This window comes from Lysobacter korlensis, from assembly GCF_042434515.1.
Genome location: NZ_JBHLTG010000001.1, coordinates 962,936 through 989,079 on the forward strand (window position 1 = coordinate 962,936; position 26,144 = coordinate 989,079).

Here is a 26,144-nt window from a genome sequence, read left to right on the forward strand (position 1 = left end):
GTGCCACGAGCCCGCCGGAATCCCGACACTACGGCCGGGCTGAAATTCCTGCGGAGGCAGGCAGTTTTTCTTTGCCAGGCGATGGCGGTGGGGTGACGGGCTGGCGCGCGAGCCCTGCGGCGCATGGAGACACCGGGATCAGCGCCGGTGGCACGGCGCTTGCGACCTGTCCAGGTATCCCCGACAGGAGGCAGACCCATGACCCGAGGCGTAGGTGGCGAATCCCCGAGCAACGTCCAGCAGTTTCTCAAGGGCGTGTCGTATCCGGCCGACAAGGCGCAGCTGCTCGATCAGGCACGGCGCAACGGCGCGCCCGAAGAGATCCAGCAGATCATCGAGGCGTTCGACGAGGATGAGTTCGGTGGCCCGCAGGACGTGATGAAGGCCTACGGCCGGACCCACTGATCCGTTGAGCTGCGGCCTGTCGCGCGGAAGTGTCCCGTGCGCGGCGGGCCGCCGCAGCGGTGCACGCCGCTATTCGTCCCGATCGATGCCGTATTTGCGCAGCTTCTCGACCAGCGTCGTGCGGCGCAGGCCGAGCAGCGGCGCCGCGTGCGCGACCACACCACCAGCCTGCGCGAGTGCTGCTCGGATCAGTTCGAGTTCGATATTCGCGATGTGCCCGCGCAGGTCGATGCCCTCGGCCGGCAGCGTGGTCAGCGGCGCCATCTCACCCGAGTCCCCGTTCGCCTGTGTGGCGCCCGGTGCCGCACGGCTGACGATCGGTTCGGGCTCGACTTCCGGCATCCCGGCGCGGTAGCGCGCGGGCAGGTCACCGGCGCGCACCGTAGCGCCCGGGTGCAGCACGGCCAGGCGCTCGAGCAGATTGCTGAGCTCGCGCACGTTGCCCGGCCACGGGTAGTACTGCAGCGCGGCGATCGCGTCCTCCGACAGCGAGACCCGGCCGCGACCGCTTTCGGCCAACTGGCGGGTGATCGCATTGATGAGGTCGGGCAGGTCTTCGGTGCGCTCGCGCAGCGCCGGCATCTCGATCGGAAACACGTTGAGCCGGTAGAACAGGTCCTCGCGGAACTTGCCCTCGGCGATGTGGCCTTCGAGGTTGCGGTGCGTCGCGGCAACCACGCGCACGTCGCACTTGATGACCGCACCGCCGCCGACGCGCTCGAACGTGCGCTCCTGCAGCACGCGCAGCAGCTTGACCTGCATCGGCATCGGCATGTCGCCGATCTCGTCGAGCAGCAACGTGCCGCCCTCGGCCATTTCGAAGCGGCCCTTGCGCTGGGTCAGTGCGCCGGTGAATGCGCCTTTTTCATGGCCGAACAGCTCGCTTTCGAGCAGGTCCGGCGGAATGGCGCCGCAGTTGATCGCCACGAACGGCCTGGACCGCCGCGGCGAGCGATCGTGCACGGCGCGCGCGACGACTTCCTTACCAGTGCCGGACTCGCCGAGGATCAGCACCGTCGTATCGAACGAGGCGACCTGGTCGATCATCCGGTTGAGCCGGTGCACGGCGCCGCTGCGACCGGTCGGCCCGGCCTGCGGCTGCTCGCGCTGTGCGTCGTCGTCGATGCGCTTGAGGCTGGCGCGGCGAAGCGCTTCCTGCAGCTGCGTGCGGCGGATCGGGTAATCGAGCGGCCAGACCGCCTCGGGGTGGATCTGCGCGCGCCAGGCGGCGTCGGGCGCGTGGCCCGGAAGCTCGAGCATCGGCGGGTGAAGCGACTGCGCGGCCAGCCAGCTGACGAAACGCGGCCATTGCGGGTCGTCGCCGATGTCGCCAGCGATCACCGCAACCCAGTCGCTTGCACGCGCACGCGACAGGTCCACATCGGCGACCTCGTCGACGATGCGCGGGGTGAAGTCCATGAACTCCAGTAGCGTCGCAATGCGCTCGGCCCGCGCGCTATCGCGGTCGAGCAGCAGGATGCGTGACTCACTCATTCGGTCGCTTCCTGCTCGCCGATCCCGGCCAGCCGCTCGAGCAGCGGCATGACGTCGTGCAGGTAGGCGAGCTTGCTGACAAACGCATCGGCGCCCGCGCGCATCGCATGTTCGCGGTGCTCGCCGTCATCGAAATGGCTGGCGATGACGATGTACGGCGCGGCGTCCTGGGCCTTGATCAGCCGGGTTGCCTGCAGGCCGCCCATCTCGGGCATCGCCAGGTCCATCAGCACCACGTCGGGGCGCAGCGCCTCGCACTGGGTGATCGCCTCGATGCCGTTGCCGGCCATGCCGACCACGGTCAGCCAGTCCAGACGGCGCAGGTGGCGCACGGCCGCGTTGATGAAACCCGGATGATCGTCGACGAGCAGAATCTTGAGATGGCGCATCGGAGCTCTCCGTCAAAACCCTGACATTGTGCGCGCTTGCGGCTGCATACGTCTCAGATTGGCCGGCGCAATGCACAGCTGGTCACGGTATTTGGCCACCGTACGGCGCGCGATGCGAACACCCTGGCGCGCCAGCAGGCCTGCAATCGCGTCGTCGGCGAGCGGGGCGTTCGTCGGTTCGGACTCGATCAGGCGCTTGACCATTGCCTTGACGGCGGCCGCGCCGACCGTCGCGCCCTCGAGCCGCACCGCGAACAGGCGCTTGAGTTCGAACGTGCCGCGCGGGGTCTGGATGTACTTGCCGCTGGTGATGCGCGAGACGGTGGACTCGTGCATGCCGATCGCGTCCGCGACTTCCTTCAGCGTCAGCGGCGCGAGTGCTTCCTCGCCACGCTCGAGGAATTCACGCTGGCGCTCGACGAGCACCTGCGCGGTCTTGAGCAGCGTTTCGTTGCGCATCGCGATGCCGCGCACCAGCCAGCGCGCTTCGTCCAGCAGGCCGCGAAGCGCGGTGTGGTCACTGCCTCCGCCGGCCAGCGCCTGCTCGCAGTGCGCCGACACGCGCAGCTTCGGCATCGCGCCGGCGCTGAGCCCGACCCGCCAGCCGTCGCCCGCGCGCCAGACCAGCACGTCCGGCACCACGTGGGTCTGCTCGTTCGCATCGCTTTCCAGCGGATGCGCCCGCAGCGACAGGATCAGCGCGATCGCCGAACGCAACTGCGCGCCGTCGACGCCGAGCGCGGTTGCGAGCGCTGAATGATCCTGCGATGCGAGCGCACCGAGGTGTTCGCGCACGATCCGCAGTGCGAGCGCGCGCTCCGCGCTCGGACGCAACACCGCGAGCTGCGCACGCAGGCATTCGGACGGATCCATCGCGGCCAGGCCCGGGCAGTCGCCGTGCAGCAGCCGCTGGCGGATCGCCTCCAGCCCGTCGATTGCGACGTCGAGCGCGGAGGCGCCTTCCGCCAGCAGCGCTTCGCGATCGAGCTCGAGGTAGCCTCGATCGTCGCAGTGATCCAGCCAGAACGCGGCCATCGCCAGCTCGCCGTCATCCCAGCTCAAACGCAGCTGGTCGAGCAGACGCACACGGGCGTCGGTGGATTCGCCGGCCGCGATGCGCGCGGTCGCGTCGTCTTCGCCGATCGCGCCGCCACCGGACAGGAACGACGGCTCGGGCAACTCGTCCCATGCCGCTGCTTCGACCGTGGCCGCTTCGATCACGGCCTCCGATTCGGCGTCGGTCTCGCCGATCTCGTCCTCTTCGGTTTCCAGCAGCGGATTGCGCTCGAGCGCCTGACGCATTTCGAGTTCGAGCTGCGGCGCGGTGAGCTGCAACAGGCGGATTGCCTGCAGCAGTTGCGGGGTCAGGTTGACCGTCTGCCCCAGTTGCGCGCGCATCGTGTTTTTCATGGTCCGCCTCGAATGCTCGAGCCGTTAATCGGCCCTGAACATCATCCTGAGCGGCAGCTGACGGAAACCGAATCGGGCTACACCCGAGCCTGCTTCAGGAAAAACCCTAGCCTTTGTCGGGGAAACCCCTACAACGCGTCGAAATCCCGGCGCGCGGTCGCAAACGCGCGCATCCGGCGGCGTATGGTCTAGGGGCCGCCGTGCAGCCGCATGGCCATGCGCAGCAGTTCGACCGCGTTGCGACAGCCGAGCGTTTCCATGATGCGTGCGCGGTGGGTTTCGACGGTTTTCACGCTGATGCCGAGGTCGGCGGCGATCTGCTTGGTGGTGCGGCCAGCACCGAGCGCCTGCAGGATTTCGCGCTGCCGCGGCGGCAGCCGGTCAGCATCGTTCTGCACGCTGCGGTGACCGTGCAATTGCGGTGCCGACACCTGCGGGCTCAGGAACGTCCGGCCGTTCACCGCGGCGCGCAATGCGATTTCGAGCTCGGCCGGCGCGGCTTCCTTGACCACGAAGCCGCTCGCCCCACGCGACAGCGCGGCGCGCACATGCACCGGGTCGTCGTGCATCGACATGATGACCACGGCCGTATCGGGGCAGGCGCGGCGCAGTTCATCGAGCGCGTCGAAGCCGCTGCGGCCGGGCATCGACAGATCGAGCAGGACGGCATCGGGCAGGGTCTGGCGGGCCTTGATCACCACCTCATCGGCGCTGGCGGCCTCGGCGACGACCTCGAACGAATCGAACGACTCCAGCAGCCGGCGTAATCCGGCTCTTACGAGCGTGTGGTCGTCGCAGATCAGTACTCGCACCTGCCGTGTGTCCTCGGTCGACCGCTAGGGCCACCTTAACCAAGGCTTTCATAGGTGCCAACACGGGAGCGTCAGGATTCCGACGCGTGTCCGGTTCTTTGGCGCAGGGCAGGGCAAACGGCGGCCCTGACCAACATCAGGCCGTGCGATGCGGGACGCACCGACCGTGGCATCGAGGCCGGCTAATCGGCCCCGCAGATCGGATCAGGCCGCCCCGGGATGGCGCCCGCGGCGGCCGGCGACTTCGCGCCGGTGGACGCGGAACAGGTGCCGCTCCAGCGCGAGCACCAGGCCCGGCGTCAGCGGTCCGAAGCGCAGCCAGGCTGCGCCGGAGTCGTCGTGTGCGATCACCGTCGCCGGCAGTTGCAGCGGCTCGGGCAGCCAGTCACACGGCTGCACGCGGAACACGCCGGCGCCCGTCGTGGCCGCGCCCGCCTGTGGAAGATGCGCGCCGACGGCCGACCAGCGCACCGATTGCCAGGCATCGCCACCGTCGCGTTGCGCCAGCCGCGCAACCAGCGCCGTCAGCAGGTCCAGCCGGGCCTCGATGCGGCTCAGTGCGAGCGCAGCCGGGCCGAATTCCTCGGAGTCTTCGCTGCGGCTGTCTTCGATCACCGCCACCGACTGCAGGAACGCTTCGGCGCGGCTGCACAGCGAAGCGATCGCGACCGAATCAAGCGCCGCTGGGACGAACGCGGCCGGCAGGTGCTGCACGCAGGTCAGCGCATCGCCGAACAGCGCGTCCGCAGCCTGCTCGGGTGTCACGCGCCGCTGCCGAGGTAGGCCTGCACGCCGCGCTTGTCGCGCTGGAACTGGCGCAGCTGCGCCGCGACGTGGTCGCGCGCGGCCGAAAGCTCGGTCACCAGCGCCTGGTGGGCGTTGAACAGCTGGGCAGCTTCGGCAAGGCTGGGGCGGCTGGCCTGCGATTCGAACGCCGCACGCACCTCGGCGTCGTAGCGTTCGATCAGCGCGAACGCGGCGTCCCAGGCATCCGTTGCCAGTGCCGAGCGCACCGCATCGGAAGGAGGCAGCAGGCTCATCCCACGGCCTCCAGCTTCTGCGGCGCGGCCGCCTGCGGAGAGATCGCATTCCAGGCCGACTCGATGTCGCCGAACAGGCCATCGATCTCGACGAGGATCGACACGTCGTTGCCGACGTTCGCTTCGACGAGCCGGCGCTGCGCGTATTCGTACAGCGCGCCGAGGTTCGCCGCGATTTCGCCGCCGGCCTGGTGGTCGAGCGTGCCGTCGAGGTTGCCGATGATCAGGCTGGCCTGGCTGATGGCTTCACCCTTGCGCGCGATGTTCCCGCTCTGCATGCACGCGGCCGCGAGCTTGAGGCGCTCGCGCACACCGGCGAACAGCAGCGAGATCAGCTTGTGCGGGTCGGCGTCGAGCACGGCGCTGGTGACGCCGGTCTGCTTGTACTGGGATGCGAGGTTTCGGCTGTACATGGCGGTCACGATTGCTTGCTGAATTGGGCGAGCTGCTGGTTCAGGTAGCTGCTCGTGCTTTGCATCTTCGACATGATTGCGTCGAGTGCAGTGAACTGGCGGCGGTAGGCTTCCTCGACGCGGCCGATGCGCACCGCGAATGCTTCGCGCTGCTTGCCGAGCTGCTTGACGCGCTCGTTGAGGTTGTCGGTGCGCCCGGCGATCATTCCCTTCTCGCCGACGTAGGCGGTCAGGGAGGCCCGCAGCGACTTGCCGAGCTCGGAATCTGTTCCGAACAGGCGGTTGACGGCCGATGGGTCGGCTGCAATCGCGGTGTCGAACTTCGTGCCGTCCAGGCTCAACGAACCGTCGACGCCGGTCTTGAGGCCGAGCGAACTGAGCTCGGAGTAGTGGGCGCTGATTGTTCCGCGCAGCGACGAAATCATCGAGCGCGGCGCCGAGTCGCCGCTGAGTGGGCCCGCGACCTTACCTGTACCACCGGCCGCGCTCTGCGCACGCAGCGCCACCAATGCAGTGTTGTACGAGCTGATCAGCGTCAGCATGCTTGCCTTGAGCGGGCTTGCGTCCGCTTCCACCGCGAGCGAGAACGTCTCGCCGGGCTTGGCCTTCGTGAGGTCGATCGTGACCCCGGTGATCGCATCCGTGATCTTGTTGCCGCTGCTGGTGCGGACAATGCCATCGATGACGACCTTCGCATCGGCTGCGGCTGACGCAGTGGTCATCGTGCCGCTGCCGGTGGCGAGCACGCCTAGACCACCGTCTCCGCCGCCGGCGGTGACCGTCAGTGCGCCTCCAGTGCCGGGCTTCGTCGACGACAGGACCAGTACGTCGCCCGCATCGCCTTTCACCACCGTAGCGCTGAAACCCTTGCCGGAGCCTTTCGCGTTGATCGCGTCGCGGATTTCGGCAAGCGTGCCCTTGTTTTGCTCGATCGTGATCTCGACCGGAGCATCACTGCCGACCGCGATCGAAAGCGTGCCATAGCCGATCTGTGCGGTTGCGGCCGCTGGCGCTGACTGCAGCTTGTGCGCGGTCGCGAGCGCTTCGACCCTGACCTGGTAACTGCCCAGCGCGGCCTTGGTATCCGACGTCGCGCTGAAGCCCGCATCGGCACCGACGGTGACCTTTCGGCCGAGCTGCGCACCGCTACCATCGAATTTCTTGAGCGCGCTTTCGAGGCCCGCAAGGCCGGCGCGGATCGCGCCGAACGCCGAGATCAGTGCCTTCGTCGTCGATTCGATTTTGCTGAAGCGCTGCTCGGTCGGAGCGCGTTCGGATGCGACGAGCTGCGACACGAGTCCGTTGACATCGAGGCCCGAACCGATGCCTGCGCTGGAAATGGATGCCATGGTGTGAGCTCCCAAACTGACCGCATCGCGGCCGTGCCAGGTTTAACGGCCGCAAGGGCTGCGGCTTTAGCGCTGCGGCCCGGGGCGGTGGCGATCGCCGTGTGCGGATGCCTGGCGCAGCGTGCTGGCGGAGCCACAGGCGCAGCCGCATCCACGCAGCTGGAGCCGCGCAAGTGCAGCTGCGTAGTTGGAGCTTCGTAGGCGCGGCTTCAGAGTTGCAGCCGGGCCACGAGCGTCAGGCTTTCGCTTCGACCAGCGAGCCGGTGCTCGCAAGGCGGCGCGCGAGGGTGAGCGCGGTTTCGTTCGGTACCTGCAGGATCACTTCGCCACGCCGGTCGAGCACGGACACCACCACGCGATCGGTTTCCTCGTCAACGCGGAAACGCAGAGTGGTCTGGGTGTTGGCAAGTACGCGGTCGATCTGCGCCTGCAGCGCCCGCTTTGACTGCTCGGCGGGCTGCAGCGCATCAGGCGGCGGCGCCTCGGAGGCCGGTCGCGTGGTGGCAGGTACGGGTGCAACGGACGCGGCCGGCACGGCGGCGGACGCCGCGGCATCGGCGGGTCCGAGTCGAGGCGTGGACGGAGCGATGGACGCGATCTCGGTCATGACGGTTCGCCGTAAGTACGCCAAAGGGAGGCGCTTGCGCGCCCCCCGGAATTGAGCGGAACGGTGCCCATGCACCGTTCCGGTTGGGGCTGGCGCGGGAACGCCAGCCTTTGAAGCCGCCGCGGTGGATCACCGCGGCGTTATTGCGGTGTTGCTTAGCGGAGCAGGCTCAGGACACCCTGGGTTGCCTGGTTGGCCTGGGCGAGCATCGCCGTACCAGCCTGCGAGAGGATCTGCGTGCGGCTCAGCTCAGCCGTCTCCTTCGCATAGTCGGCATCGCGGATGCGGCTGCGCGACGCGGTCAGGTTCTCGGACGTGGTGTTGAGGTTGCTGACCACCGAGGTGAAGCGGTTCTGGATGGCACCGAGATCGGCGCGCGAGGCGTTGATGCCCTGCAGTGCAGCGTCCAGCGAGACCAGCGCGTTCTGGGCGCCGGCCGAGGAGGTGATGTCGATCGTGCTCACCGCCGAGCCGGTGGCGGCAATGGCGTTCGTGCCGAGGCCCGTGTTGCTGAACGCGACGTTGCCCGTCGTGCCAGTCGGCGCGCTGTAGCTGACGTTGAGCGTGCCGCCGGCAGTGCCAGCCGCACCCAGGCCCCAATCCGCAAGGGTCGCACCGGTGTTACCGCCGGCCGCGAAGCCTGCGACGGTCACGTTGCGGCCGTCAGCGGCGCGCAGTTCCAGGCCCGAGCCCGTGTCGACAGCGCGGACGCCCGTCGCTGCGGACTGGTTGTTGATCGCTTCGAGGGCGGTGGCGCGGTTGGTCGCCGCGGCGCCGCTGCCTGCCAGGCTGATCTGAACGCCGTTCAGCGTGAACGTTGAGGTGCCGTTGGCCGTTGCCGTGATGGCCGAGGTGCCTGCCGCCTTCACGGTTTCGTTGGCCGAGGCAGTCATGCCCGCCGGGCCCTTGCTGTTGATCGCCGCGGCCATCGCCTTGGCATCCGTCGCGATCGTGCCCAACTGGTAGATCGTGCCGCCGACCGTGACCGTCTGTGCTGCCGCCGTGTCGTTTGCAGTACCGATGCTGTTGTTGGCCAGCGTAAAGCCCTGGTACTGGCCGAGGCCGGAAGTGCGGGCGCTGGCGATCTGGTCGACCGAGATCGTCTCGCCCTTGTTCGCGCCGACCTGGAACTGCTGTGCGCTGAACGAGCCGTCGAGCAGCTTGGTGCCGTTGAAGTTGGTCTGGGTGGCGACGCGGTCGATTTCCGACTTGAGCTGGTCGACTTCCTTCTGCAGCGCGGCGCGATCGGCGCCGGAGTTGGTCGCGTTCGAGGACTGCACGGCCAGTTCACGGATGCGCTGCAGGTTGTTGCCGATTTCGCCAAGCGCGCCTTCGGCAGTCTGCGCAAGGGAGATGCCGTCGTTCGCGTTGCGGGCGGCCTGGTTGATGCCGCGGATCTGCGTGGTGAAACGCTCGGAGATTGCGAGGCCGGCCGCGTCGTCCTTCGCGCTGTTGATGCGCAGGCCCGACGACAGGCGCTGGATGGTGGTAGCGAGGCTGGCGCTGTTGGTCGACAGATTGCGCTGCGAGTTCAGCGACATCACGTTGGTATTGATAACGGACATTTGTGCGGTCTCCTGGAAGGTGAGGTCCGGCGGCGGCGCGGGCCGGTGCCGGAATTCGCAGGGTGTTGGCTGTTTGGTGCCGCGCCGCTGCTGAGATAAGTAACGGCAACCCCTTGTCAAGCTTTAGGGGGTTTTTTTGCGTCGGATGCGAATTCCTTCCGCATCGGAGCCACTGCATGCAGTGCGCGCGGTCGGCAGCGCGTTGCCGAACTTGAGGGCGGCGACCAACGCTTGAGAAGCGATGCAGGGCGTGCGTTCAGTGCACTCAGCGCAGCGCAGCGTGTGCGATGCACGGCTGCGGCTGCGGCTGCGGCTGCGGCTGCGGCTGCGACATGCGACATGCGACATGCGACATGCGACATGCGACATGCGACATGCGGTGTGGAGCGCGCGATACGGGACGTTGGAGTTACGCGTCGCGTAACGAGGCAGCGCGCCCGGGGCCGGGCAGTGCGAACGCTTCGGGTTGCATGATGCAACCCGAAGCGGGAGTCGATCAGCTGCCGAGTTCGCGCCGGCGAATGGAGTGCAGGCGGTCGAGGTGCATCACGTAGCGCACCAGCCGCGCCTGGTCCTGCGCGCTGAGCTGGACGAACTGGCAGCCGGCACGCATTACCGTGCGCCCGTTCTGCTCGAATTTAGCGACGTGCTGCACGCGCAGGCGCACGGTCAGCGGGCCATCCTCCGGCAGCTCGAGCACGACGTGCTCGAGCTCGTCGCCGACAGCCGGTTGCAGGGCTGCGTCGTCGCTGGTCAGCACCGCCAGGCCGCCGCCGCCGATGTCGGCAATACGCGCGGTGATCTTGTGGTCGCCGCCGGCGGAGGCAGGCACGCTGAGCGTGCAACCAAGCGAGCTCAGCGGTTCGCGGCGCACGTAATCGCGACGCTGGAGATGGATGAGCTTTTCGGGCAGGTCGACCTCGAGTGCCGGCAGGCCTTCGTAGGTGCCCAGCCGCGCCGGACCGGTCGTGAAGCGCACGCCGATGCGCTCGATCGCGCTTTCAAAGCGCAGTTTTTCCGCGGTTTGCAGCCGCGGAGTCAGGTCGGCGTCGCGCGGCACGTCGAACCAGATGCTGCGCTCGCCGAGTGCCAGCGCGGCCGTGGTCGCGTCCTCCTGGCCCGGTGCACGCACCATCACCGTGCAGCGCTTGTCGATCAGCTGCCGCAGGCGTGCGCGGATATCGGCCGGATGATGAAGCATGTACTTCTCGTACATGCTTTCGAAGTCATCGCGGCTGGCAGACGGAGCCGGGTCGGTCATGGGCGTCGATGGTCTTGAGCGAGGCGGGAGGTGGCGCGTTGGATGCGCCGCAATGGACTGTACATCCGGTTTATCCGGCTGCGTATCCGGTAACGGCCGCGCGTTGCCTCGATACAGGGTGAAGCGGCCGTCCTGTGATCGAAGTCGCGCTGTCGCAGGCCTGCGACAGCGGCGACGCTCGGGCCTGCGATCAAGCGGCCCGCGATGAAAACTGCCGGAATGCCGCGACCGTGCGCTCGATACCGTCGTCGTCCACATCCAGGTGGGTGACCAGCCGGACCAGCGGCGTGTAGCCGATCGACAGCCGGATGCCGTCCGCGTCCAGCTGCTGCTTCAACGCCGGCAGCCGTTCGACCGGCACGTCGATGAACACCATGTTGGTATGCTGTGCGGTCACCGTAACGCCGGCATCGCGCAGGCCTTCGGCGAGCCGCGCGGCGCGGCCGTGATCATCGGCGAGGCGCACAACGTGATGGTCGAGGGCATGCAGTGCGCCCGCGGCAAGGATGCCTGCCTGGCGCATGCCGCCGCCGCAGACCTTGCGCCAGCGCATCGCCGTCTCGATCAACGCCTGCGTGCCGAGCAGCACCGAACCGACAGGCGCACCCAGGCCCTTTGACAGGCACACCGACACGCTGTCGAAATGCCGCGCGATCTCACGCACCGGCACGCCGCAGGCCGTCGCGGCGTTGTAGACGCGCGCGCCGTCGAGGTGCAGCGAAAGCCCGCGACGGTCGCATAGCGCCCGCGCCTGCTCGAAGTACGCAAGCGGCAGCGGGCGGCCGTGCCATGTGTTTTCCAGGCACAGCAACCGCGAGCGCGCGAAGTGCGCATCGACCGGCTTGATCGCACGCTCGACGTCGTCGAGCGGCAGCGTGCCGTCGGCGGCATGCATGATCGGTTGCGGCTGGATCGAACCGAGCACGGCCGCACCGCCGCCCTCGTACTTGTAGGTATGCGCGTCCATCCCGACGAGGTATTCATCGCCGCGTGCGCAGTGCGAGATCAGCGCGAGCAGGTTCGATTGGGTGCCACTGGGCACGAACAGCCCGGCTTCGAAACCCAGCTCATCCGCAAGCCGCTGCTGCAGCGCATTGACGGTCGGGTCCTCGCCGTAGACGTCGTCGCCGACCGGTGCGCGCAGCATCGCGTCGCGCATTGCTGGCGTCGGCTGGGTGACGGTATCGCTGCGCAGGTCAATGACATTCATCGAGGAGTGGGCTCGTGGATGGGGGAGGCCGATGCTAACGCTCGGCATGTGTCCGGCCAGCGGCCCGGCAGCTGCGGGCGGACAATCCGCGGGATCAGGCAAACCGGTGCGCGCGGCGGTTCAGTGCAGCGCCGCGGGCTGGTCCCAGCGGCCGCTGGAGCGCATCAACGCTTCCACGCGGCCTGGTGGCAGCGGCGGACTGAACAGGAAACCCTGGACTTCATCGCATGCAAGCCGGCGCAGCAGTCGCGCCTGCTCGTTCGATTCCACGCCTTCTGCGACGACCTTCAGGCGCAGTTGGTGGGCGAGCGATATCACGCTGGCGACGATCTCGCGGTCGGTCGTGTTGCGCGTCATGCCTGAGACGAACGAGCGATCAATCTTCAGCGTGTCCAGCGGCAGCCGCGCGATGTACTGCAGCGACGAATAGCCGGTGCCGAAATCGTCGATCGCAATCGACACGCCCATGTCGCGGATCGCGTCGAGCTTGTCGGCGTTGCTCTCCACGCGCGTCATCAGCATGCTTTCGGTGATCTCGAGTTCGAGGCCGCGCTCGGCATGGTCGTCGCCACCGACCGCACTGCGCACCGAGCGCGTGAACGAGTCCTGGCGCAACTGCAGCGCCGATACGTTGACGGCGATGCGCGGCGGCGACAGGCCGGCCTCGCGCCAGCGGCGGTAATCGCGCAGTGCCTCGTTCATCACCCACTCGCCGACCGGCAGGATCAGGCCGGTTTCCTCGAGCAGCGGCACGAAGCGGGCGGGGAGGATCAGATCGTCTTCATCGGGGTCCTTCCAGCGGATCAGCGCCTCCAGTCCGCACAGCGCGCCACTGCGCGCCTCGAACTTGGGCTGGTAGTGCAGCACGAACTGCCCACGCTCGAGCGCGCTGCGCAGCTTGTTCTCGATCACGAGTGTCTCGGCAACGCGCGCATTCATCGCCGGTGCGTAGAACACCATGCGTTCGCGCATGTGCTTGGCACGCGCGAGCGCGGCTTCGGCGTTGCGCACCAAGGTCTCGGTGTCGCGCCCATCATCGGGGTAGAGCGACACGCCGGCGCGCACCGAGATGTGCAGCGCCTGGCCATCGACGTTCATCGGCACATCGCTGCAGGCCTGCAGCGCCTTCTGCACCGCCGAGGCGATCTCCGCTTCGGAGCCGGCCTCGTCGATGAGGAACATGAAGTGGTCGCGCTCGGGGCGAGAAAGCACCGCGTCCCGGCCCAGCGCGGTCGCCAGCCGCTGCGCGATCAGGCGGATCACCATGTCGCCCGCCTCGCGGCCCGCAGTCGCGTTGATCTGGCGGAACCGCTCGATGTCGATTTTCGCCACGGCACAGCGCAGGTCGCCTTCGGCAGCGCGGCGCAGGCGCTGCCCGGTGCGGTCGATGAACAGCGTGTGGTTCGGCAGGCCGGTCAGTGCATCGTGCAGTGCGAGGTAGTTCACGCGTTCGACCGCGGCGAGGTGATCGAGCGCATGCGATAGGTCGGCGGCAAGGTGCTCGAGCGTGCGCGTTTCGTCGGCCGTGAAAAAACCGGTCGGGCGGGCGAGCAGGGTGAGCGTGGCCACCGGCTCATTGCGGCGCAGCAACGGCAGCGTGATCTTGGACCGGTAGCCGAGGGCGACCGCGCACTGGCGACGCGGGCTGCGGTCGGTGCGCGTGGTCAGGTCGTTGCTGACCACGGTATGGCCGGAAACGAACGTCTCCACCGCCATGCCGCTGCCGTCGTCGTTGAGCGTGACGGGCTCGGCAAGCAGCTGGCCCGCGTCCTTGCCGGCCGACGCTACGGTGCTCAGTGTTCCGGTCGCCGGATCGACCATGTCGATCCATGCTGCACCAAGCCGGCCGTGCCGCACCGCCGCGTCGCAGGTGCCTTCGAACAGTTCACTGCGCGTAGTGGCGCGCACGATCAGCGAGCTGATCCCGCCCTGCAGCCGGCGCGTGCGCTCCAGGCGCGCGATCAATGCCTGCTGCTCGGCGCGACGCTGCAGTTCGCGCCACAGGCGCACACCGAGCAGAGTCAACAGCACGAGCAGCAGCAGCGAGCCGGCGATGTAGGTCGCCGCGGTCTGTCGCCAGGGGGCCAGCACCTCGTTGACGCCGACGCCGGCGAGCACCACCAGCGGCCGACCCGGCAGGCGACGGTAGCTGATGATGCGGTCGATGCCGTCGAACGGGTGCGCGGTGCGGTAGCTGCCGGTATCGGAGCGGCGCGCAAGCGCGATGAAACGCGGCGTCGGTTCTATCGGCCGGCCCACCATCGCCGGTGGCAGCGGGGCCTGCTGCATGACCACACCGTCGATGCTCATCAGCACCGCCACGCCCTCGCGTCCGAGGTCGAGCGCGCTGGTCTGGCGGGCGATGTAATCCGGGCGCAGCGCTGCGACGACCATGCCCGCAAAGCGCCGGTCCGGCCGCTCGATGCGGCGGCTCACCGGGATGAACCACCGGCCCCGTCCGTCCGGCATCGGGCGTCCGAACGCGAGTGTGTCGGTGTCGCGCTGCCGGTGCAGCTGCAGGTGTCCTTGCGTGGCCAGCTCCGCGCGATGCGGCATGTCACGGCTGCGATGGGCGATACGGCCGCCCGCGTCGATCACCCACATCGCCTGCACCGCCGGCAGGTGACTTGCCGCGCCTGTCAGCATTTCGTCAGCGACGGCGGCCTCGGCAGTGCCGGGGGACGCCTGCGCAGGTGCGCTGCGCGCCACGATCGACATCGAGAAATCAACGTCATCGATCAGGCCGGCCAGCTGTTGCTGCACGGCGAGCGCGAGGTTGGCGGTGTCGTCGCGCGCTTCGGCAAGCAGCGTCTGGTGCGTATTGCGCAGCGAGAAGAACAGGTTCGCGATCACGCCGCCGACGAACAGCACGACGACCGCGAGGATCAACAGCCGCAGGCTGCGATCGCCACGGGCGATGCGATTGCGCACGCGCGGGCGGCGATGGGCGTACTCGAGCCCGACAATCAACACCGTGGCGATGGCGGCGACCGCGACCCATCCGTAGGCGTCCCCGCGCATGCCCGGCAGCGCAGCACCCGACGCGGCGGCAAGCGGCGATATCAGCGCACAGGCGAGTGCTGCGGTGATCCGTCGCATTGGCCGAGGGTTGCGCATGCACGCCCCCGCGGTGGGGTGATCCATAGGCTGCCGCCATGTCGAGGCCGTGACAGGCTCGACTTCCTGGCTGGCATGTCAGCAAGCGGCGATGCAAAAGCGGGTGAACATGATCCGCGCGATCAGTCGCGTTTCGGGCGCGATTACCGGGCTTTTGCGCCCCGTCGTGGCCGCCGAGGGCGGCCATTGCGTGCTATCGCGGGCTGTACGCAGCCGCATGGTGCGGCGTGCGCGGTGATCAGCCCAGGCGGTCGAACAGCGACAGTTGCTGCACGCGCAGCATGGTGCGCTGCGCGGCTTCGATCGCGGTCAGCTGCAGGCTGAGTCGGCTTGTGGCTTCGGCGTAGTTGACGTCACGCAGGTCGGACAGGTTGGTGCGGAGCGATTCGTTCTGCGCTTCGCGTTGATGTCCGGCCTCGTCGATCGCGCCGAGGCGGGCGCCCGTGCCGGCACGCAGGCCGAGCACATGGTTCTGCGCTGTGCTGATATCGCCGAGCGCATCGCCGATCAGGTTGCTCTGGCGCGCACGCTCGGCATCGGAGGCGACCGGCATGTCGAGTGCATCGGCCAGTTGCTCCAGCGTCGCGAACACGTCACGCGTCGGTGCCGGTTCGAGCGTGAAGGTATCGCCGACGGCCGGGGTGCCGTTCAAACGCGTCTGCACGCCACCGAACGCGATCGACTCGCCGCTGGTATACGCACCGGTGCTCAGCACCGCGCCGCCGGAGTCGACGATGCGGTATGCGTCGGGCGCGGTGAATTCGATGCGCATCGGCGCACCGGCCCAGGTGGCGAAGTTGACCACCTTGGCGCCCTGCATCACCACGTTGCCCGCGTTCGTCGATGCGGCGCTGCCGCGTACCGTGCCGTCGCCGGTGCGAACGCGCATGAACACGTCGCTGCCGGGCTCGGCATCGGCAAGCGCGAGGTCGGGGCCGACGTCGAGCATGTTGCGGCCATCGTCGCCGGCATAGCTGACGGTGCCGCCCGATTCGATGAACGGACGCACGCCATCGACGCGGCCGGCGAACAGCGCACGGCCGGTGCCGTCCTCGCGGTTGGAAACCGACAGCAACTCAGTGCGCAGGTGGCGGATTTCGAGCGCGACCATGCGGCGGTCGTCCGACGACAGCGATGCGTTGTTCGCCTGCACTGCGAGATCGCGCGCGCGGCCGAGCAGGTCGCCGGAATCGCTGAGTGCGGACTCCTGTTGCTCGAGCCGGCTCTGCAGCAGGCTGGCGTTGCGCTCGAAGCCGTCGAGCATGGCGACCGCATGGTCGATGCGCTGGGCCTGCGCGGCGCCGCTGGGGTTCTGCGCGGCGCGCGTGAGCTTGTTGCCCGTGACCATTTCCTGCTGGGTACGGGCGACATCGGACTGCCGCTTCAGCAGCCCTTGCAGCCCCTGCGCATGCAGGGAGGCGGTGGAGATTCTCAGGGTCATCGGCGGATCGCTCCGATCAGGGACTGGAACAGGCTGTCGGCGGTCGCGATGACCTGCGCGGCGGCCTGGTAGGCCTGCTGATAACGCAGCAGGTCGGCGGCTTCTTCATCGAGGTTCACGCCCGACACGGATTCGCGTTCGGCGACGACCTGGTTGTGGATCGCCTGCTGCGCTTCGAGCGACAGCTCGGCGTGGCGGGCCTGGCTGCCGGCACGCGCGGTCAGCTGGCCCATGCCTTCGACGACGCTGGTGTTGCCGCTGTCGAGCATGCGGCGCTTGTCCAGCGCGGCCATGGCGCGCGCATTGCCGTTGTCGGCCGAGCGCGGTGGCGTGGGCGAGAGCGTGAACGTGTCTCCGGCCGCCGGTGCACCTTCGAGCGACAGCGACCAGCCGCCACTCGCGATCGGTGCCCCGGACGAGTACGGGAACGGACCGGCGCCGTCGACGGTGTACTGGGTGGCATCGATGAATTCGACCGTCGCGCCCGAAAAGCCCTGGAACGCAGCCGGATCGGTGACCTGCGTATTGAGCACGCGCGCCGTGCCGAGGTTGGTGGTGTCGGCGCGGCCCTGCACGGGCGATGCCGCGGCGATGCCGCCCGGGTCACGCATCACCAGCTGCATGCCGCTGGCCGCGCCCGAGGTCGGGTTCAGTGCGAAGCGGTCACCCGCGCCCGCCGTGCCGGCCACCGTGAGGCTCAGGCCGGAGACGCGGAACGGGTTGGCCGACGTGCCGGCGCCGGTCATCGCGACTGCGGCGCCCGTGTCGGCGCGATTCGCGCTCCAGGCCGAGCCGTCGAAGCGCAGCACGAGGTCCGGCGACTGCAGCGCGCCGACATCGGCGACGCTGGCGCTGAATGCGGCATTGCCGGTGTTGGACGAGTGCGGCTCGGCGGTCGGCGCACGCAGCGAGAACAGGTTCGCGCCCGGATTGCCGGCCGAATCGATGCCCCCGCTCTGGACCTGGTTGAACGTGGTCGCGAATGCGGTCGCCAGGCGGCCGAGCTCGGCGCGCGCCGGGTCCAGCACGCGGTCGCGGAATTCGAGCAGGCCGCCGATCTCGCCCGAGACGCTGCCGGCGGGCAACTGCACCGTGCCGTTCGGGCCGGCGAGTGCGAATTGCAGGCGATCGGGGCGGTACGGGTCCGGCACTGTCGCGAGTGACGACACCTTCGTGCCGAGCACGACCGGCTGGCCGCCCCCGGTGAATACGTTGAGCGAGCCGTCGTCCTGCGGCACCGTCTGGGCGCCGACGAGGCGGGCGAGCTGATCGATGCGCTGCGCACGGGCGTCGAGCAGGTCGGGCGCGGCGTTGCCACCGACGGCGACGATGTCGAGGTTGTATTTCGCGATCTCGCCACTGAGGCGGTTGACCTCGGAGACCTGGGTGATCATGCGCTGGTTGGTTTCGCTGCCCATCTGCGAAAGCTGCGAATCAAGCGAGCGCCAGCGGCCGGCAAGCTGTTCGGCAGTGTCGAGCATCGCCGTGCGCGCGACCGTCGAGGTCGGCTCGGATGAAACGCCCTGCGCGGCCGAGAAGAACGCCGACCACGGCTGCGAAAGGCTTGTCGCGGGGTCGGTCAGCAGCGCGTCCACGCGGCCGGCAAGCGACGAGACCTGCTGCAGCCGGCCCATTTCGCCGCTGCTGTCGACCTGGCGGGCGAACACCAGCCCGTCCGCGAGGCGCTGCAGTTTCGCGACTTCGACGCCCGAGCCGATCTGCAGACCCGTGACCGCGGTGCCGGGCCGCGAAGCGAGTTCGACGCGCTGGCGGCTGTAGCCGGGGGTTGCCGCGTTCGCGACGTTATGACCGACGGTGCTGAGTGCGCGCTGGAACGCGAGCAGGGCAGAAGTACCGGTGGAGAGCACGCTGCTCATCATTTATCCCTTGGGTGTGACGCCGGGCAGGCCGGCCAACGCGCGATTGAGGGTGGCGCCGTTTGCGATCGCGCTGATCTTGGCGGCGTACGACGGGTCCGTCGCATAGCCGGCTTTCTGCAGTGCGCTTGCGAAGCCGTGGACGTCGTCGCCGGTGCCGCGGGCCGCCGCATACCGGCTGCCGCTGATCAGGCGCGCGTAATCGTTGAAACTCTCGCCGGCCGATCCATACGCACGGAACGCATCACGCACGTTCTTGCGCACGCCGTTGACGAACTCGTGCGTGCCCGAGACGACCTTCTCTCCGAGCCAGCGACCGGTCGCCTTGATGCCGAACAGGTTGTGCGAGGTCGCCTGGCCATTGCCGCCTGCAAGACGCCGGCCCCAGCCGGTCTCGAGCGCGGCTTGGGCGACCAGCGCCTTGGCCGGCACCTTGAGTTCGGCGGCGACCTTCTGCGCATGCGGCCAGATCGAGCGTACGAACGCTTCGGGGCTGCTGCAGTCGAGCGGGGTGGTCGGGTCACAGGCCACGCCGCCCGGGGGCGCGGCCTTCGGCATCGCGGGCAGCGGCGGCGCGGCAACCGGCGCCTGGATCGAGACACCGCTGGTGGTCGGCGCGAGCGAAACCGCGCCGTTGCCCGGCACTGCGAGGTTCAGGCCGCCAGAGCTCGGCAGCGCGATCGACATCGACATCGGCGAGGCCGGCAGCCGCAGCGGCATCGGGCCGGCCGGCAGTGCCGCCGGGACCGGTGCGGTGCTGCGTTCGAGCTGACGCATGATCACCGGCGCCAGGCCCAGGCCACGGCCCTTGGTCAGCTCCTTGGAGAGCTGCTGGTCGTACATCTCGCGGTACGTGGTGTTGTTGCCGCCGAGCGGGTCGCCGCCGGTGGTCGAGCGCATGGACTTGATCAGCATGTGCGCGAACTGGGTTTCCAGCTCGCGCGCGGCTTCTTCCATCCGGGCGCGTGGCGTCTCGGTCGATGGGGTCAGTGGCAGCGGGGTGACGGATCGCAGGTACATGTCAGCTCCGGTGCAAGCCACGTGCCGCAAGCGTGGGAGCCACCGCGACGGCTTGCCGGCGCGGCCGCAGCTGCGCCGTGCCGGCCGGCAGAAGGGCGCCGGCCCGGGCAACACGCGCACGCCGCTGCCGACCTGCGGCCCTCGGTGATGGCGTGATGCTCGGGACGACGGAGACTTGCATGAGGGGGTTATCGGCAGCGAGCGCGCGGACTGCAGTGAGCCGGGCGCTGTATGGGAGTCAGATCACTTCAAGTTCGGCACGCAGCGCGCCTGCCCGCTTGAGTGCCTCGAGGATGGCCACGATGTCGCCCGGCGCCGCGCCGACCGCGTTGACCGCGCGCACGATCGCCTCGAGCGACGTGCCGCCTTCGAACATGAACATGCGGCTGCCGTCGGCGTTCGCGGTAACGGTGGACTGCGGCGTCACCACCGTGGCGCCGCCCGTCAGCGGATTGGGCTGGTCGACGTTGAATGTCTCGCTGACCGTGACGGTGAGCGAGCCGTGGGCGACCGCCGCCGGCATCACCGTGACGCTGCCGCCCATGACCACCGTGCCGGTTCGCGAATTCACGATGACCTTCGCCGCCGATGCGCCCGGGCTGATGTCCAGCGATTCGAGCTTGGACAGGAACGCGATGCGGTCGCCGGCCGGCGGGGTGATCTCGATCGTGACGCCGTCCAGCGCCTTCGCGTGGCCGGCGCCGAATGCCGCGTCGACCGCCGACACGATGCGCGCGGCAGTGGTGAAGTCGTTCTGGTGCAGGTTCAGCGTGACGCTGCCGCCGGGCGCGGCGCCGGGCACCGCGCGCTCGACGATCGCGCCGCTCGGGATGCGGCCGCCGTTCGGTGCGTTGACGGAAATTCGCGAGCCGTCGCGGCCCTGCGCGCCGAAGCCGCTGACCACGAGGCTGCCCTGCGCGATCGCATAGACCTGGCCGTCGGCGCCTTTGAGCGGCGCCATCAGCAGACTGCCGCCGCGCAGGCTGCCGGCGTTGCCGATCGAGGAGACCGTCACGTCGATGGTCTGGCCCGGCTTCGCAAACGCCGGCAGTTCGGCGTGGATCGCCACCGCCGCGACGTTCTTGAGCTGCGGGTTCACGCCCGGCGGAATCGTGACGCCGAGCTGTTCGAGCATCGCCTTCATGCTTTGCACGGTGAACGGCGTCTGGCTGGTGCGGTCACCCGAACCGTCCAGGCCGACCACCAGGCCGTAACCGACCAGCGGATTGCCGCGCACACCGGCGACCTGCGCGAGGTCCTTGATGCGCTCGGCCGAAGCCGGCAGCGCGGTAAATGCCAGCGCGAACGCGGCGAGCACGACGGAAAAACGGCGCATGGCGAAGCCTCAGTACGGGAACAGCGCGGAATTGAAGAAGCGGCCCAGCCAGCCCATCGCGTTCGAACGCGCGAGCGTGCCCTTGCCGCCATAGACGATGCGCGCATCGCCGATGCGGTTGGATGCGATGCGGTTATCCGGGCCGATGTCGGCCGGGCGCACCACGCCCTGCACCTGCACCAGCTCGTCGCCCTGGTTCAGGCGCATCATCTTTTCGCCGCGCACGAGCAGGTTGCCGTTCGGCATCTGCTGCACCACGGTGACGGTGATGTCGCCCGCCAGCTCGTTGCTCTGCGTCGACACGCCGCCGCCCGCGAACTCGCGGCTGCCTTCGACTTCGGCCTGCAGGATGTTGCGGCCCTTGTAGGTCACCGACGAGCCGGCAATGTTCGGCACCCCCATGCCCACGCCCGCGTCCTTGGTGACCGCCGTGTTGGCCCGAGTGCGCGATTCGGTGCTTTCCACCAGCACGATCGTCAGCAGATCGCCGACGTCGCGCGCCTTGTTGTCTTCGAACAGACGCAGGCGCGGGCCCTGCGACGCAGCGTAGATCGAGCCGCTCGACGCGGCGCCGGTGTTCGCGGCGCCATAGATCGATCCACCCGCGGCCGCCTGCTGCGCAGCGACGACCGCATGCGTGCCCGGCGCCTTCGGCACCGGCGCGAACGGTTTGACGTCGCCCTGCAGCGCACCGACGGTGGCGCAGCCGGGCAGGGCGGCCAGCGCCACTGCCAGGACGAGCATGCAACGGGCGAACTGCAGCGGAGAACGGCTCATCGCAGCGATCACAGGTTGTTGTTGAGGTAAGCGAGCATCTGGTCGGTGGTCGAGATCGCCTTCGCGTTGGTCTCGTATGCCCGCTGGGTTTCGATCATCGACACCAGCTCTTCGACCACGTTGACGTTCGAGCCTTCGAGCGAGCCCTGGATCAGCAGGCCCGCGCCGCCCTGGCCCGGTGCACCGCTCTGGGCGGGGCCGCTGGCGCCGGTTTCGACGTAGAGGTTCTCGCCCTTGGCCTGCAGGCCCGCGGGATTGACGAAGTCGGCCAGCGTCAGCGCGCCGACCTGGACCGGCTCGGGCTGTCCGGACACCTGCACGCTGACCGTGCCGTCGGCGCCGATCGTCACGCTCTGCGCGCCCTCGGGAATCTGCAGGCCGGGCTGCACGGCGTAGCCCTGGTTCGTGACCAGTTCGCCCTGCGCATTGATCTGGAAGCTGCCGTCACGCGTATACGCGGTGCTGCCGTCGGGCATCAGCACTTCGAAAAAGCCGCGGCCGTTGATCGCCACGTCGAGCGCGTTGCCGGTCTGCGCCAGGTTGCCCTGCGCGAAGCTCTTGGCGGTCGCCGACACGCGCACGCCGGTGCCAACCTGCAGGCCGGTCGGAAGCTGGGTCTGCTCGCTGGTCGCGCCGCCGGGCTGGCGTACGGTCTGGTACAGCAGGTCCTCGAAACTCGCGCGGTCCCGCTTGAAGCCTGCGGTGTTGACGTTGGCGAGGTTATTGGACGTGACCGCCATGCGCGTCTGCTGCGCATCGAGGCCGGTTTTGGCAATCCACAGAGCCTGGGTCATGGCGGTGATCCTGTTTCAGTCATGTGCGGTGGGCGGGCGCTGGAAAATCAGCGCGAGGACAGCAGCGAGTTCGCCGAACGGGCGTTCTCGTCGGAGGTGTGCAAGACGCGTACCTGCATTTCGAACTGGCGCGAAAGCTCAATCATCGACACCAGCGCCGTGGTCGCCTCGACGTTGCTGCCTTCGAGTGCGCCGGGGATCAGCGACGGTCCGGTTGCGAGCGCCGGTGCGGTGCCAGGGGCCGGGCGGAACAGGCCGTCGTCGCCGCGCACCAGCTGCGGCTGGGTCGCCTGGAAGACGCCGATCGTGCCGGCGGCTGCGATCGTCGAGGCCGGCTGGCCCTGCGGCACGATCGAGATCGTGCCGTCGCTGGCGATGCTGATCGAATCATTCGGCGGAACCGCGACCGGCGCGCCATCGGCGCCGAGCACCGGCAGGCCACTGCGCGTGGTCAGCAGCCCGTTCGGGGTGACCTGCAGATTGCCGGCGCGCGTGTAGGCGGTCGTGCCGTCGGTGGCCTGCACGGCCAGCCAGCGGCCTTCATGCAGCGCGACATCGAGCGGACCGCCGGTGGTCATCACCTGGCCGCGCGCGGCGCTGACGCCGAGGTTTTCAAAGCCGGCGTTGACGCGCGTGCGGTGGCCTTCGCCATCGATAGGCGCGGCCACGGTACCGCTCATCGTGGCCTGGAATCCGACGGTGTCGGTGTTGGCGAGGTTGTGCGATACCGATGTCTGTGCGCGCAGCGTGGCGCTTGCACCGGTCATCGCGACATAAAGGGCACGGTCGGTCATGCGGGTCCACGGGTGTTCGCCAATGGCGTTGCCCGAAGCGGTGCAAGCCGCGTGCCGCGGCCGTGCCGGCTTCCCGCCACGGTGCCGGGATCGCGGCGCGCACGCCGCGTCGCGCACGCAATAAAAAAGCCGCACCCCGGCGGGTGCGGCTTTGCGTCTGTCGCCCGCGTGCGGGCGATGCAGCGTGTCGTCAGCGGATGTTGATCACGGCCTGGGTGATCTGGTCCTGCGTCGAGATCATCTGTGCGTTCGCCTGGAAGTTGCGCTGCGCGGTGATCATGTTGACCAGCTGCGCCGTCATGTCGACGTTCGACGCCTCGAGCGCGCCGCCCTGCACCGAGCCGAAGTCGGACGAGCCGGCCGCGCCGCGGCGCGCCTGGCCCGACTCGAAGCTCTCGGACCACACGTTGTCGCCCTGGGAGGTCAGGCCCTGCGGATTGGCGAAGCTGGTCAGTGCCACCTGGCCCAGCGGCGTGGACACGCCGTTGGTGTAGCGCGCGCTGACGATGCCCTCGGCCGAGACTTCCACGCCGCTCAGGCGACCGGTGGTGTAGCCGTCCTGCGACAGCGAAGCCACGGCGAAACGCTCGCCGTACTGCGTCGAATCACCGAGTTCCAGCGTGATGTTCATCGGCACCGAGCCGTTGCCCGGATCGTACGGAGGCAGGGCGAGGCGGCCAGTGGCCGGCGCAACCAGCGCACCGGTGCCCGAGTACTGCAGCGTCTGCGGGGCACCGATCGCGTTGCCGTCGATGTAGGTATGCACCTGCCACTCGTTCGGATTGGCGGTCTTGACGTAGTACATCGACTGGCTGTGCGACGCACCGAGCGAGTCGTACACGGTCAGCGACGTGGTGTGGTTATAGGTCACCGGATCGTTCGGATCGACCGGGGTGATCGTCGGAGGCGTCGCGTTCGCCGGCAGGTTGGTCAGCACGTCGATCGACGACGTCGCCCGCGGCGGGGAGTCGTTCGTCGACAGGCGCAGGTCGATCATGCGGCCCGTGTCGAAGCCCACGCCCGAGGGGGTGGGCGCGTAGACCTGCAGGCGATGCCCGGCCGGGTTGACGACGAAGCCATCACGATCGGCACCGAAGTTGCCGGCGCGCGAGTAGACCTGCGCGCCCTGGTTCGACAGCGTGAAAAAGCCACGGCCCGACAGCGCCATGTCCAGCGTCTTGCCGGTGAAGTCGATATTGCCCTGGCCGAACTGCTGCGCCACTTTCGCAAGGCGCACACCGGCGCCGATCGCGTTCTGCGAACCGCCGTAGGCCGAGACTGCGAACACGTCGGCGAACTCGGCGCGCGACTCCTTGAAACCGGTGGTGTTCGCGTTGGCGATGTTGTTCGAGGTGACGTTGAGGTCGGACGAGGCCGCGTTCATACCGCTGAGCGAGATACGGAAACTCATGATGGGCTCCTGGGTGTCGGGGGCGCAGCGGCTCAGCCGATGCGGCGGACCGCGGACAGCGGATGGCTGCCGAGTCCGTTGAGGTTGAGGACGAGGCCGGTCGCCTCGATCGAGACGCTGTCCACGCGCGCGGCGACACGGACATCGAGTGCTTCGGCATCGGCGCCACTGCCGGCGGCAGCGCGCACGGTGTAGCGGCCGGCGGGGGCGGCGCTGCCGTTCGCGGTGTTGCCATCCCAGGCGAACGGGACATTGCCCGCGCCGGGCGAGTTGACGGTCATGCGCTGCACGACCTGGCCGCCGGCATCGACGATGTCGACCTGCACCGGGCCCGCGCCCTGCGCGACGATCTCGCCACGCACGCCGGCACCGGCCTGCAGCGACACCGTCGAGGCGTCGACGAGCGCGTCGTGCCCGACCAGCGCGGCGGCGCGCAGGGTCTGGTCGGACTCCATCACGCTGGCAACCGCGCCGAGGGATTTCTGCATGTTCTCGATGCCCTGCACGGTCGAGAACTGTGCGAGCTGGCCGAGGAACTGCGAGCCTTCCAGCGGCTTGAGCGGGTCCTGGTTCTTGAGCTGTTCGGTCATCAGGCGCAGGAAGTCGGCCTGGCCCATGTCACCCGAGCGCTTGTTCTGCGGCGCGGCGAGCCCGAGCGACGCGAGTGCGTCGCTGTTGTTGGTGATCGTGGTCATGCGCACCCCGGTGCGTCAGGTGGAAAGGTGGGCACGTGCATTACTTGCCCATCATCAAAGTCGCGTTCGCCAATTCCTTGGCGGTGTTGAACACCTCGACGTTCGCCTGGTAGCTGCGCGAGGCGGAGATCATGTCGACCATCTGCGCGACCGGATCGATGTCGGGCGCGTATACATAGCCCTGCGCATCGGCAAGCGGATGGCTGGGCTCGTAGCGTTTGATCGGCGCGGCCTCGCTCTCGCGTACCTCGGTGATCTTCACGCCGTTCAGAGCCGGGTCGGCACCGACGGCTTCGGCCGAGAACACAGGCTGCTTCGCGCGGTAGACCGCATCGGGCGCGCCGGCGATCGAGTTCGCGTTTGCCAGATTGCTGGCGACGGTATTCAGGCGCACCGATTGCGCGGTCATCGCCGAACCGGCGACGTCGAAGATGGGCAGGCTGCTCATGGGAGATCCCTTACTGGCCGGTGATCGCGGTCAGCATCGACCGGACCTTGGACTCGACGAACGACATCGAGGCGCGGTACTCGAGCGCGGCCTGCGCGAATGCGGCGTTCTCGCGCTCGCCTTCGACGGTGTTGCCGTCGAGGCTGGGTTGCACCGTGGTGCGCGCGAACTGGGCGGCGCCGACCGCGGTGTTGATTGCATCGCCGCCGGCCGCAGCGGCGCCGGGCTGCAGCGCCGCATTCAGTGCGGTGTTGAAGTCGAGGTCCTGGGCCTTGAAGCCCGGGGTGTCGGCATTGGCGAGGTTGGCCGCCAGCAACTGCAGCCGCTGCTCGCGCAGCGCAAGCGCAGTGCCGTGGATGCCGAGAAAGTTCTTGCCTGTCAGTGAATCGCTCATCGCCCGCTCCCGCGGAAAGTCTCGCGAGGTCAAGGCAAGCGCCGTGCCAGCACGGCCGTGGCGTTGTCAGGCGGGCTGGGGTCGG

The 26,144-nt window shown here is 68.6% G+C and carries 25 protein-coding genes; 1 reads left to right on the top strand and 24 read right to left on the bottom strand.

All coding sequences use genetic code 11. The annotated features are described in order from the left end of the window. Positions 1-198: 198 nt before the first annotated feature. Complete coding sequence (locus ACFFGH_RS04300) at positions 199-405, top strand: DUF2795 domain-containing protein (RefSeq protein WP_386665107.1); 207 nt, start codon at positions 199-201, stop codon at positions 403-405. 69 nt (positions 406-474) lie between these two features. Here the strand turns inward: ACFFGH_RS04300 and ACFFGH_RS04305 are convergent, their stop codons facing one another. The 24 genes from ACFFGH_RS04305 to flgB all read right to left on the bottom strand — a co-directional run bounded on the left by ACFFGH_RS04305 (position 475) and on the right by flgB (position 26,059). Continuing rightward, positions 475-1,899, bottom strand: a complete 1,425-nt coding sequence (locus ACFFGH_RS04305; protein ID WP_386665109.1) for a sigma-54 dependent transcriptional regulator — start codon at positions 1,897-1,899, stop codon at positions 475-477. Further along, positions 1,896-2,288: a response regulator gene (locus tag ACFFGH_RS04310; protein WP_386665111.1), complete on the bottom strand. Its 393-nt coding sequence runs from the start codon at positions 2,286-2,288 to the stop codon at positions 1,896-1,898. Before ACFFGH_RS04310 ends, ACFFGH_RS04305 begins: the two co-directional genes overlap by 4 nt. 12 nt (positions 2,289-2,300) lie before the next feature. After that, on the bottom strand, positions 2,301-3,698 hold the full coding sequence (gene rpoN / locus ACFFGH_RS04315) for an RNA polymerase factor sigma-54 (RefSeq protein ID WP_386665114.1): 1,398 nt from the start codon (positions 3,696-3,698) through the stop codon (positions 2,301-2,303). Between the two features lie 188 nt (positions 3,699-3,886). Then, on the bottom strand, positions 3,887-4,510 hold the full coding sequence (locus ACFFGH_RS04320) for a response regulator (protein WP_189457911.1): 624 nt from the start codon (positions 4,508-4,510) through the stop codon (positions 3,887-3,889). A 204-nt stretch (positions 4,511-4,714) separates the two neighbouring features. Then, positions 4,715-5,275, bottom strand: a complete 561-nt coding sequence (locus ACFFGH_RS04325; protein WP_386665118.1) for a PilZ domain-containing protein — start codon at positions 5,273-5,275, stop codon at positions 4,715-4,717. Beyond that, positions 5,272-5,550: a hypothetical protein gene (locus tag ACFFGH_RS04330; protein ID WP_386665121.1), complete on the bottom strand. Its 279-nt coding sequence runs from the start codon at positions 5,548-5,550 to the stop codon at positions 5,272-5,274. The genes ACFFGH_RS04325 and ACFFGH_RS04330 overlap by 4 nt, the downstream gene beginning before the upstream one ends. Beyond that, positions 5,547-5,963, bottom strand: coding sequence for a flagellar export chaperone FliS (gene fliS, locus ACFFGH_RS04335; protein WP_386667343.1), 417 nt, complete (start codon positions 5,961-5,963; stop codon positions 5,547-5,549). The genes ACFFGH_RS04330 and fliS overlap by 4 nt, the downstream gene beginning before the upstream one ends. A 5-nt stretch (positions 5,964-5,968) precedes the next feature. Then, on the bottom strand, positions 5,969-7,312 hold the full coding sequence (fliD, locus tag ACFFGH_RS04340) for a flagellar filament capping protein FliD (protein ID WP_386665124.1): 1,344 nt from the start codon (positions 7,310-7,312) through the stop codon (positions 5,969-5,971). 235 nt (positions 7,313-7,547) lie between these two features. Continuing rightward, positions 7,548-7,919, bottom strand: coding sequence for a flagellar protein FlaG (locus ACFFGH_RS04345; RefSeq protein ID WP_386665126.1), 372 nt, complete (start codon positions 7,917-7,919; stop codon positions 7,548-7,550). Between the two features lie 155 nt (positions 7,920-8,074). Continuing rightward, positions 8,075-9,484 carry a flagellin gene (locus tag ACFFGH_RS04350; protein WP_386667345.1) on the bottom strand — a complete coding sequence of 470 codons (1,410 nt, stop codon included), beginning with the start codon at positions 9,482-9,484 and terminating at the stop codon, positions 8,075-8,077. Positions 9,485-9,980: 496 nt separating this feature from the next. Further along, complete coding sequence (locus tag ACFFGH_RS04355) at positions 9,981-11,003, bottom strand: flagellar brake protein (RefSeq protein WP_386665128.1); 1,023 nt, start codon at positions 11,001-11,003, stop codon at positions 9,981-9,983. Next, a complete protein-coding gene (ltaE, locus tag ACFFGH_RS04360; RefSeq protein ID WP_386665131.1) occupies positions 10,936-11,955 on the bottom strand; it encodes a low-specificity L-threonine aldolase in 1,020 nt (339 codons plus the stop codon). Before ltaE ends, ACFFGH_RS04355 begins: the two co-directional genes overlap by 68 nt. A gap of 120 nt (positions 11,956-12,075) precedes the next feature. Beyond that, positions 12,076-15,054, bottom strand: coding sequence for a bifunctional diguanylate cyclase/phosphodiesterase (locus tag ACFFGH_RS04365; protein ID WP_386665134.1), 2,979 nt, complete (start codon positions 15,052-15,054; stop codon positions 12,076-12,078). Between the two features lie 256 nt (positions 15,055-15,310). Further along, positions 15,311-16,513: a flagellar hook-associated protein FlgL gene (gene flgL, locus ACFFGH_RS04370; protein ID WP_386665137.1), complete on the bottom strand. Its 1,203-nt coding sequence runs from the start codon at positions 16,511-16,513 to the stop codon at positions 15,311-15,313. Next, entirely contained in the window at positions 16,510-18,390 is a 1,881-nt protein-coding gene (gene flgK / locus ACFFGH_RS04375; protein ID WP_386665140.1) for a flagellar hook-associated protein FlgK, read from the bottom strand. Before flgK ends, flgL begins: the two co-directional genes overlap by 4 nt. A 3-nt stretch (positions 18,391-18,393) precedes the next feature. After that, positions 18,394-19,410 (bottom strand): flagellar assembly peptidoglycan hydrolase FlgJ, encoded by a 1,017-nt coding sequence (gene flgJ, locus ACFFGH_RS04380; protein ID WP_386665142.1) that lies wholly within the window; start codon positions 19,408-19,410, stop codon positions 18,394-18,396. Positions 19,411-19,648: 238 nt separating this feature from the next. Further along, complete coding sequence (locus tag ACFFGH_RS04385; protein WP_386665145.1) at positions 19,649-20,746, bottom strand: flagellar basal body P-ring protein FlgI; 1,098 nt, start codon at positions 20,744-20,746, stop codon at positions 19,649-19,651. A 9-nt stretch (positions 20,747-20,755) separates the two neighbouring features. Further along, positions 20,756-21,523, bottom strand: a complete 768-nt coding sequence (gene flgH / locus ACFFGH_RS04390) for a flagellar basal body L-ring protein FlgH (RefSeq protein ID WP_386665148.1) — start codon at positions 21,521-21,523, stop codon at positions 20,756-20,758. Between the two features lie 8 nt (positions 21,524-21,531). Continuing rightward, a complete protein-coding gene (gene flgG, locus ACFFGH_RS04395) occupies positions 21,532-22,317 on the bottom strand; it encodes a flagellar basal-body rod protein FlgG (RefSeq protein WP_386665150.1) in 786 nt (261 codons plus the stop codon). A 47-nt stretch (positions 22,318-22,364) separates the two neighbouring features. After that, on the bottom strand, positions 22,365-23,111 hold the full coding sequence (gene flgF / locus ACFFGH_RS04400; protein ID WP_386665153.1) for a flagellar basal-body rod protein FlgF: 747 nt from the start codon (positions 23,109-23,111) through the stop codon (positions 22,365-22,367). Positions 23,112-23,301: 190 nt separating this feature from the next. Then, the gene (flgE, locus tag ACFFGH_RS04405) at positions 23,302-24,522 is read right to left on the bottom strand and encodes a flagellar hook protein FlgE (protein ID WP_386665155.1); all 1,221 of its coding nucleotides are present in this window, start codon (positions 24,520-24,522) and stop codon (positions 23,302-23,304) included. Positions 24,523-24,554: 32 nt separating this feature from the next. Continuing rightward, positions 24,555-25,217 carry a flagellar hook assembly protein FlgD gene (locus tag ACFFGH_RS04410; protein ID WP_386665157.1) on the bottom strand — a complete coding sequence of 221 codons (663 nt, stop codon included), beginning with the start codon at positions 25,215-25,217 and terminating at the stop codon, positions 24,555-24,557. A 40-nt stretch (positions 25,218-25,257) separates the two neighbouring features. Then, the gene (gene flgC / locus ACFFGH_RS04415; protein ID WP_189457819.1) at positions 25,258-25,665 is read right to left on the bottom strand and encodes a flagellar basal body rod protein FlgC; all 408 of its coding nucleotides are present in this window, start codon (positions 25,663-25,665) and stop codon (positions 25,258-25,260) included. Positions 25,666-25,675: 10 nt separating this feature from the next. Beyond that, positions 25,676-26,059 carry a flagellar basal body rod protein FlgB gene (gene flgB / locus ACFFGH_RS04420; RefSeq protein ID WP_386665159.1) on the bottom strand — a complete coding sequence of 128 codons (384 nt, stop codon included), beginning with the start codon at positions 26,057-26,059 and terminating at the stop codon, positions 25,676-25,678. Between the last annotated feature and the right edge of the window lie 85 nt (positions 26,060-26,144).

Coding starts and splice junctions, on each gene's coding strand:
- ACFFGH_RS04350 (WP_386667345.1), bottom strand. CDS start 9,484: ATGTCCGTTATCAATACCAACGTGATGTCGCTGAACTCGCAGCGCAAT.
- rpoN (WP_386665114.1), bottom strand. CDS start 3,698: ATGAAAAACACGATGCGCGCGCAACTGGGGCAGACGGTCAACCTGACC.
- ACFFGH_RS04330 (WP_386665121.1), bottom strand. CDS start 5,550: ATGAGCCTGCTGCCTCCTTCCGATGCGGTGCGCTCGGCACTGGCAACG.
- ACFFGH_RS04300 (WP_386665107.1), top strand. CDS start 199: ATGACCCGAGGCGTAGGTGGCGAATCCCCGAGCAACGTCCAGCAGTTT.
- ACFFGH_RS04355 (WP_386665128.1), bottom strand. CDS start 11,003: ATGTGGACGACGACGGTATCGAGCGCACGGTCGCGGCATTCCGGCAGT.
- flgC (WP_189457819.1), bottom strand. CDS start 25,665: ATGAGCAGCCTGCCCATCTTCGACGTCGCCGGTTCGGCGATGACCGCG.
- flgF (WP_386665153.1), bottom strand. CDS start 23,111: ATGACCGACCGTGCCCTTTATGTCGCGATGACCGGTGCAAGCGCCACG.
- ACFFGH_RS04385 (WP_386665145.1), bottom strand. CDS start 20,746: ATGCGCCGTTTTTCCGTCGTGCTCGCCGCGTTCGCGCTGGCATTTACC.
- ACFFGH_RS04305 (WP_386665109.1), bottom strand. CDS start 1,899: ATGAGTGAGTCACGCATCCTGCTGCTCGACCGCGATAGCGCGCGGGCC.
- ltaE (WP_386665131.1), bottom strand. CDS start 11,955: ATGAATGTCATTGACCTGCGCAGCGATACCGTCACCCAGCCGACGCCA.
- fliD (WP_386665124.1), bottom strand. CDS start 7,312: ATGGCATCCATTTCCAGCGCAGGCATCGGTTCGGGCCTCGATGTCAAC.
- ACFFGH_RS04365 (WP_386665134.1), bottom strand. CDS start 15,054: ATGCGACGGATCACCGCAGCACTCGCCTGTGCGCTGATATCGCCGCTT.
- ACFFGH_RS04410 (WP_386665157.1), bottom strand. CDS start 25,217: ATGACCACGATCACCAACAACAGCGACGCACTCGCGTCGCTCGGGCTC.
- flgJ (WP_386665142.1), bottom strand. CDS start 19,410: ATGTACCTGCGATCCGTCACCCCGCTGCCACTGACCCCATCGACCGAG.
- fliS (WP_386667343.1), bottom strand. CDS start 5,963: ATGTACAGCCGAAACCTCGCATCCCAGTACAAGCAGACCGGCGTCACC.
- flgL (WP_386665137.1), bottom strand. CDS start 16,513: ATGACCCTGAGAATCTCCACCGCCTCCCTGCATGCGCAGGGGCTGCAA.
- ACFFGH_RS04345 (WP_386665126.1), bottom strand. CDS start 7,919: ATGACCGAGATCGCGTCCATCGCTCCGTCCACGCCTCGACTCGGACCC.
- ACFFGH_RS04310 (WP_386665111.1), bottom strand. CDS start 2,288: ATGCGCCATCTCAAGATTCTGCTCGTCGACGATCATCCGGGTTTCATC.
- flgH (WP_386665148.1), bottom strand. CDS start 21,523: ATGAGCCGTTCTCCGCTGCAGTTCGCCCGTTGCATGCTCGTCCTGGCA.
- flgK (WP_386665140.1), bottom strand. CDS start 18,390: ATGAGCAGCGTGCTCTCCACCGGTACTTCTGCCCTGCTCGCGTTCCAG.
- flgG (WP_386665150.1), bottom strand. CDS start 22,317: ATGACCCAGGCTCTGTGGATTGCCAAAACCGGCCTCGATGCGCAGCAG.
- flgE (WP_386665155.1), bottom strand. CDS start 24,522: ATGAGTTTCCGTATCTCGCTCAGCGGTATGAACGCGGCCTCGTCCGAC.
- flgB (WP_386665159.1), bottom strand. CDS start 26,059: ATGAGCGATTCACTGACAGGCAAGAACTTTCTCGGCATCCACGGCACT.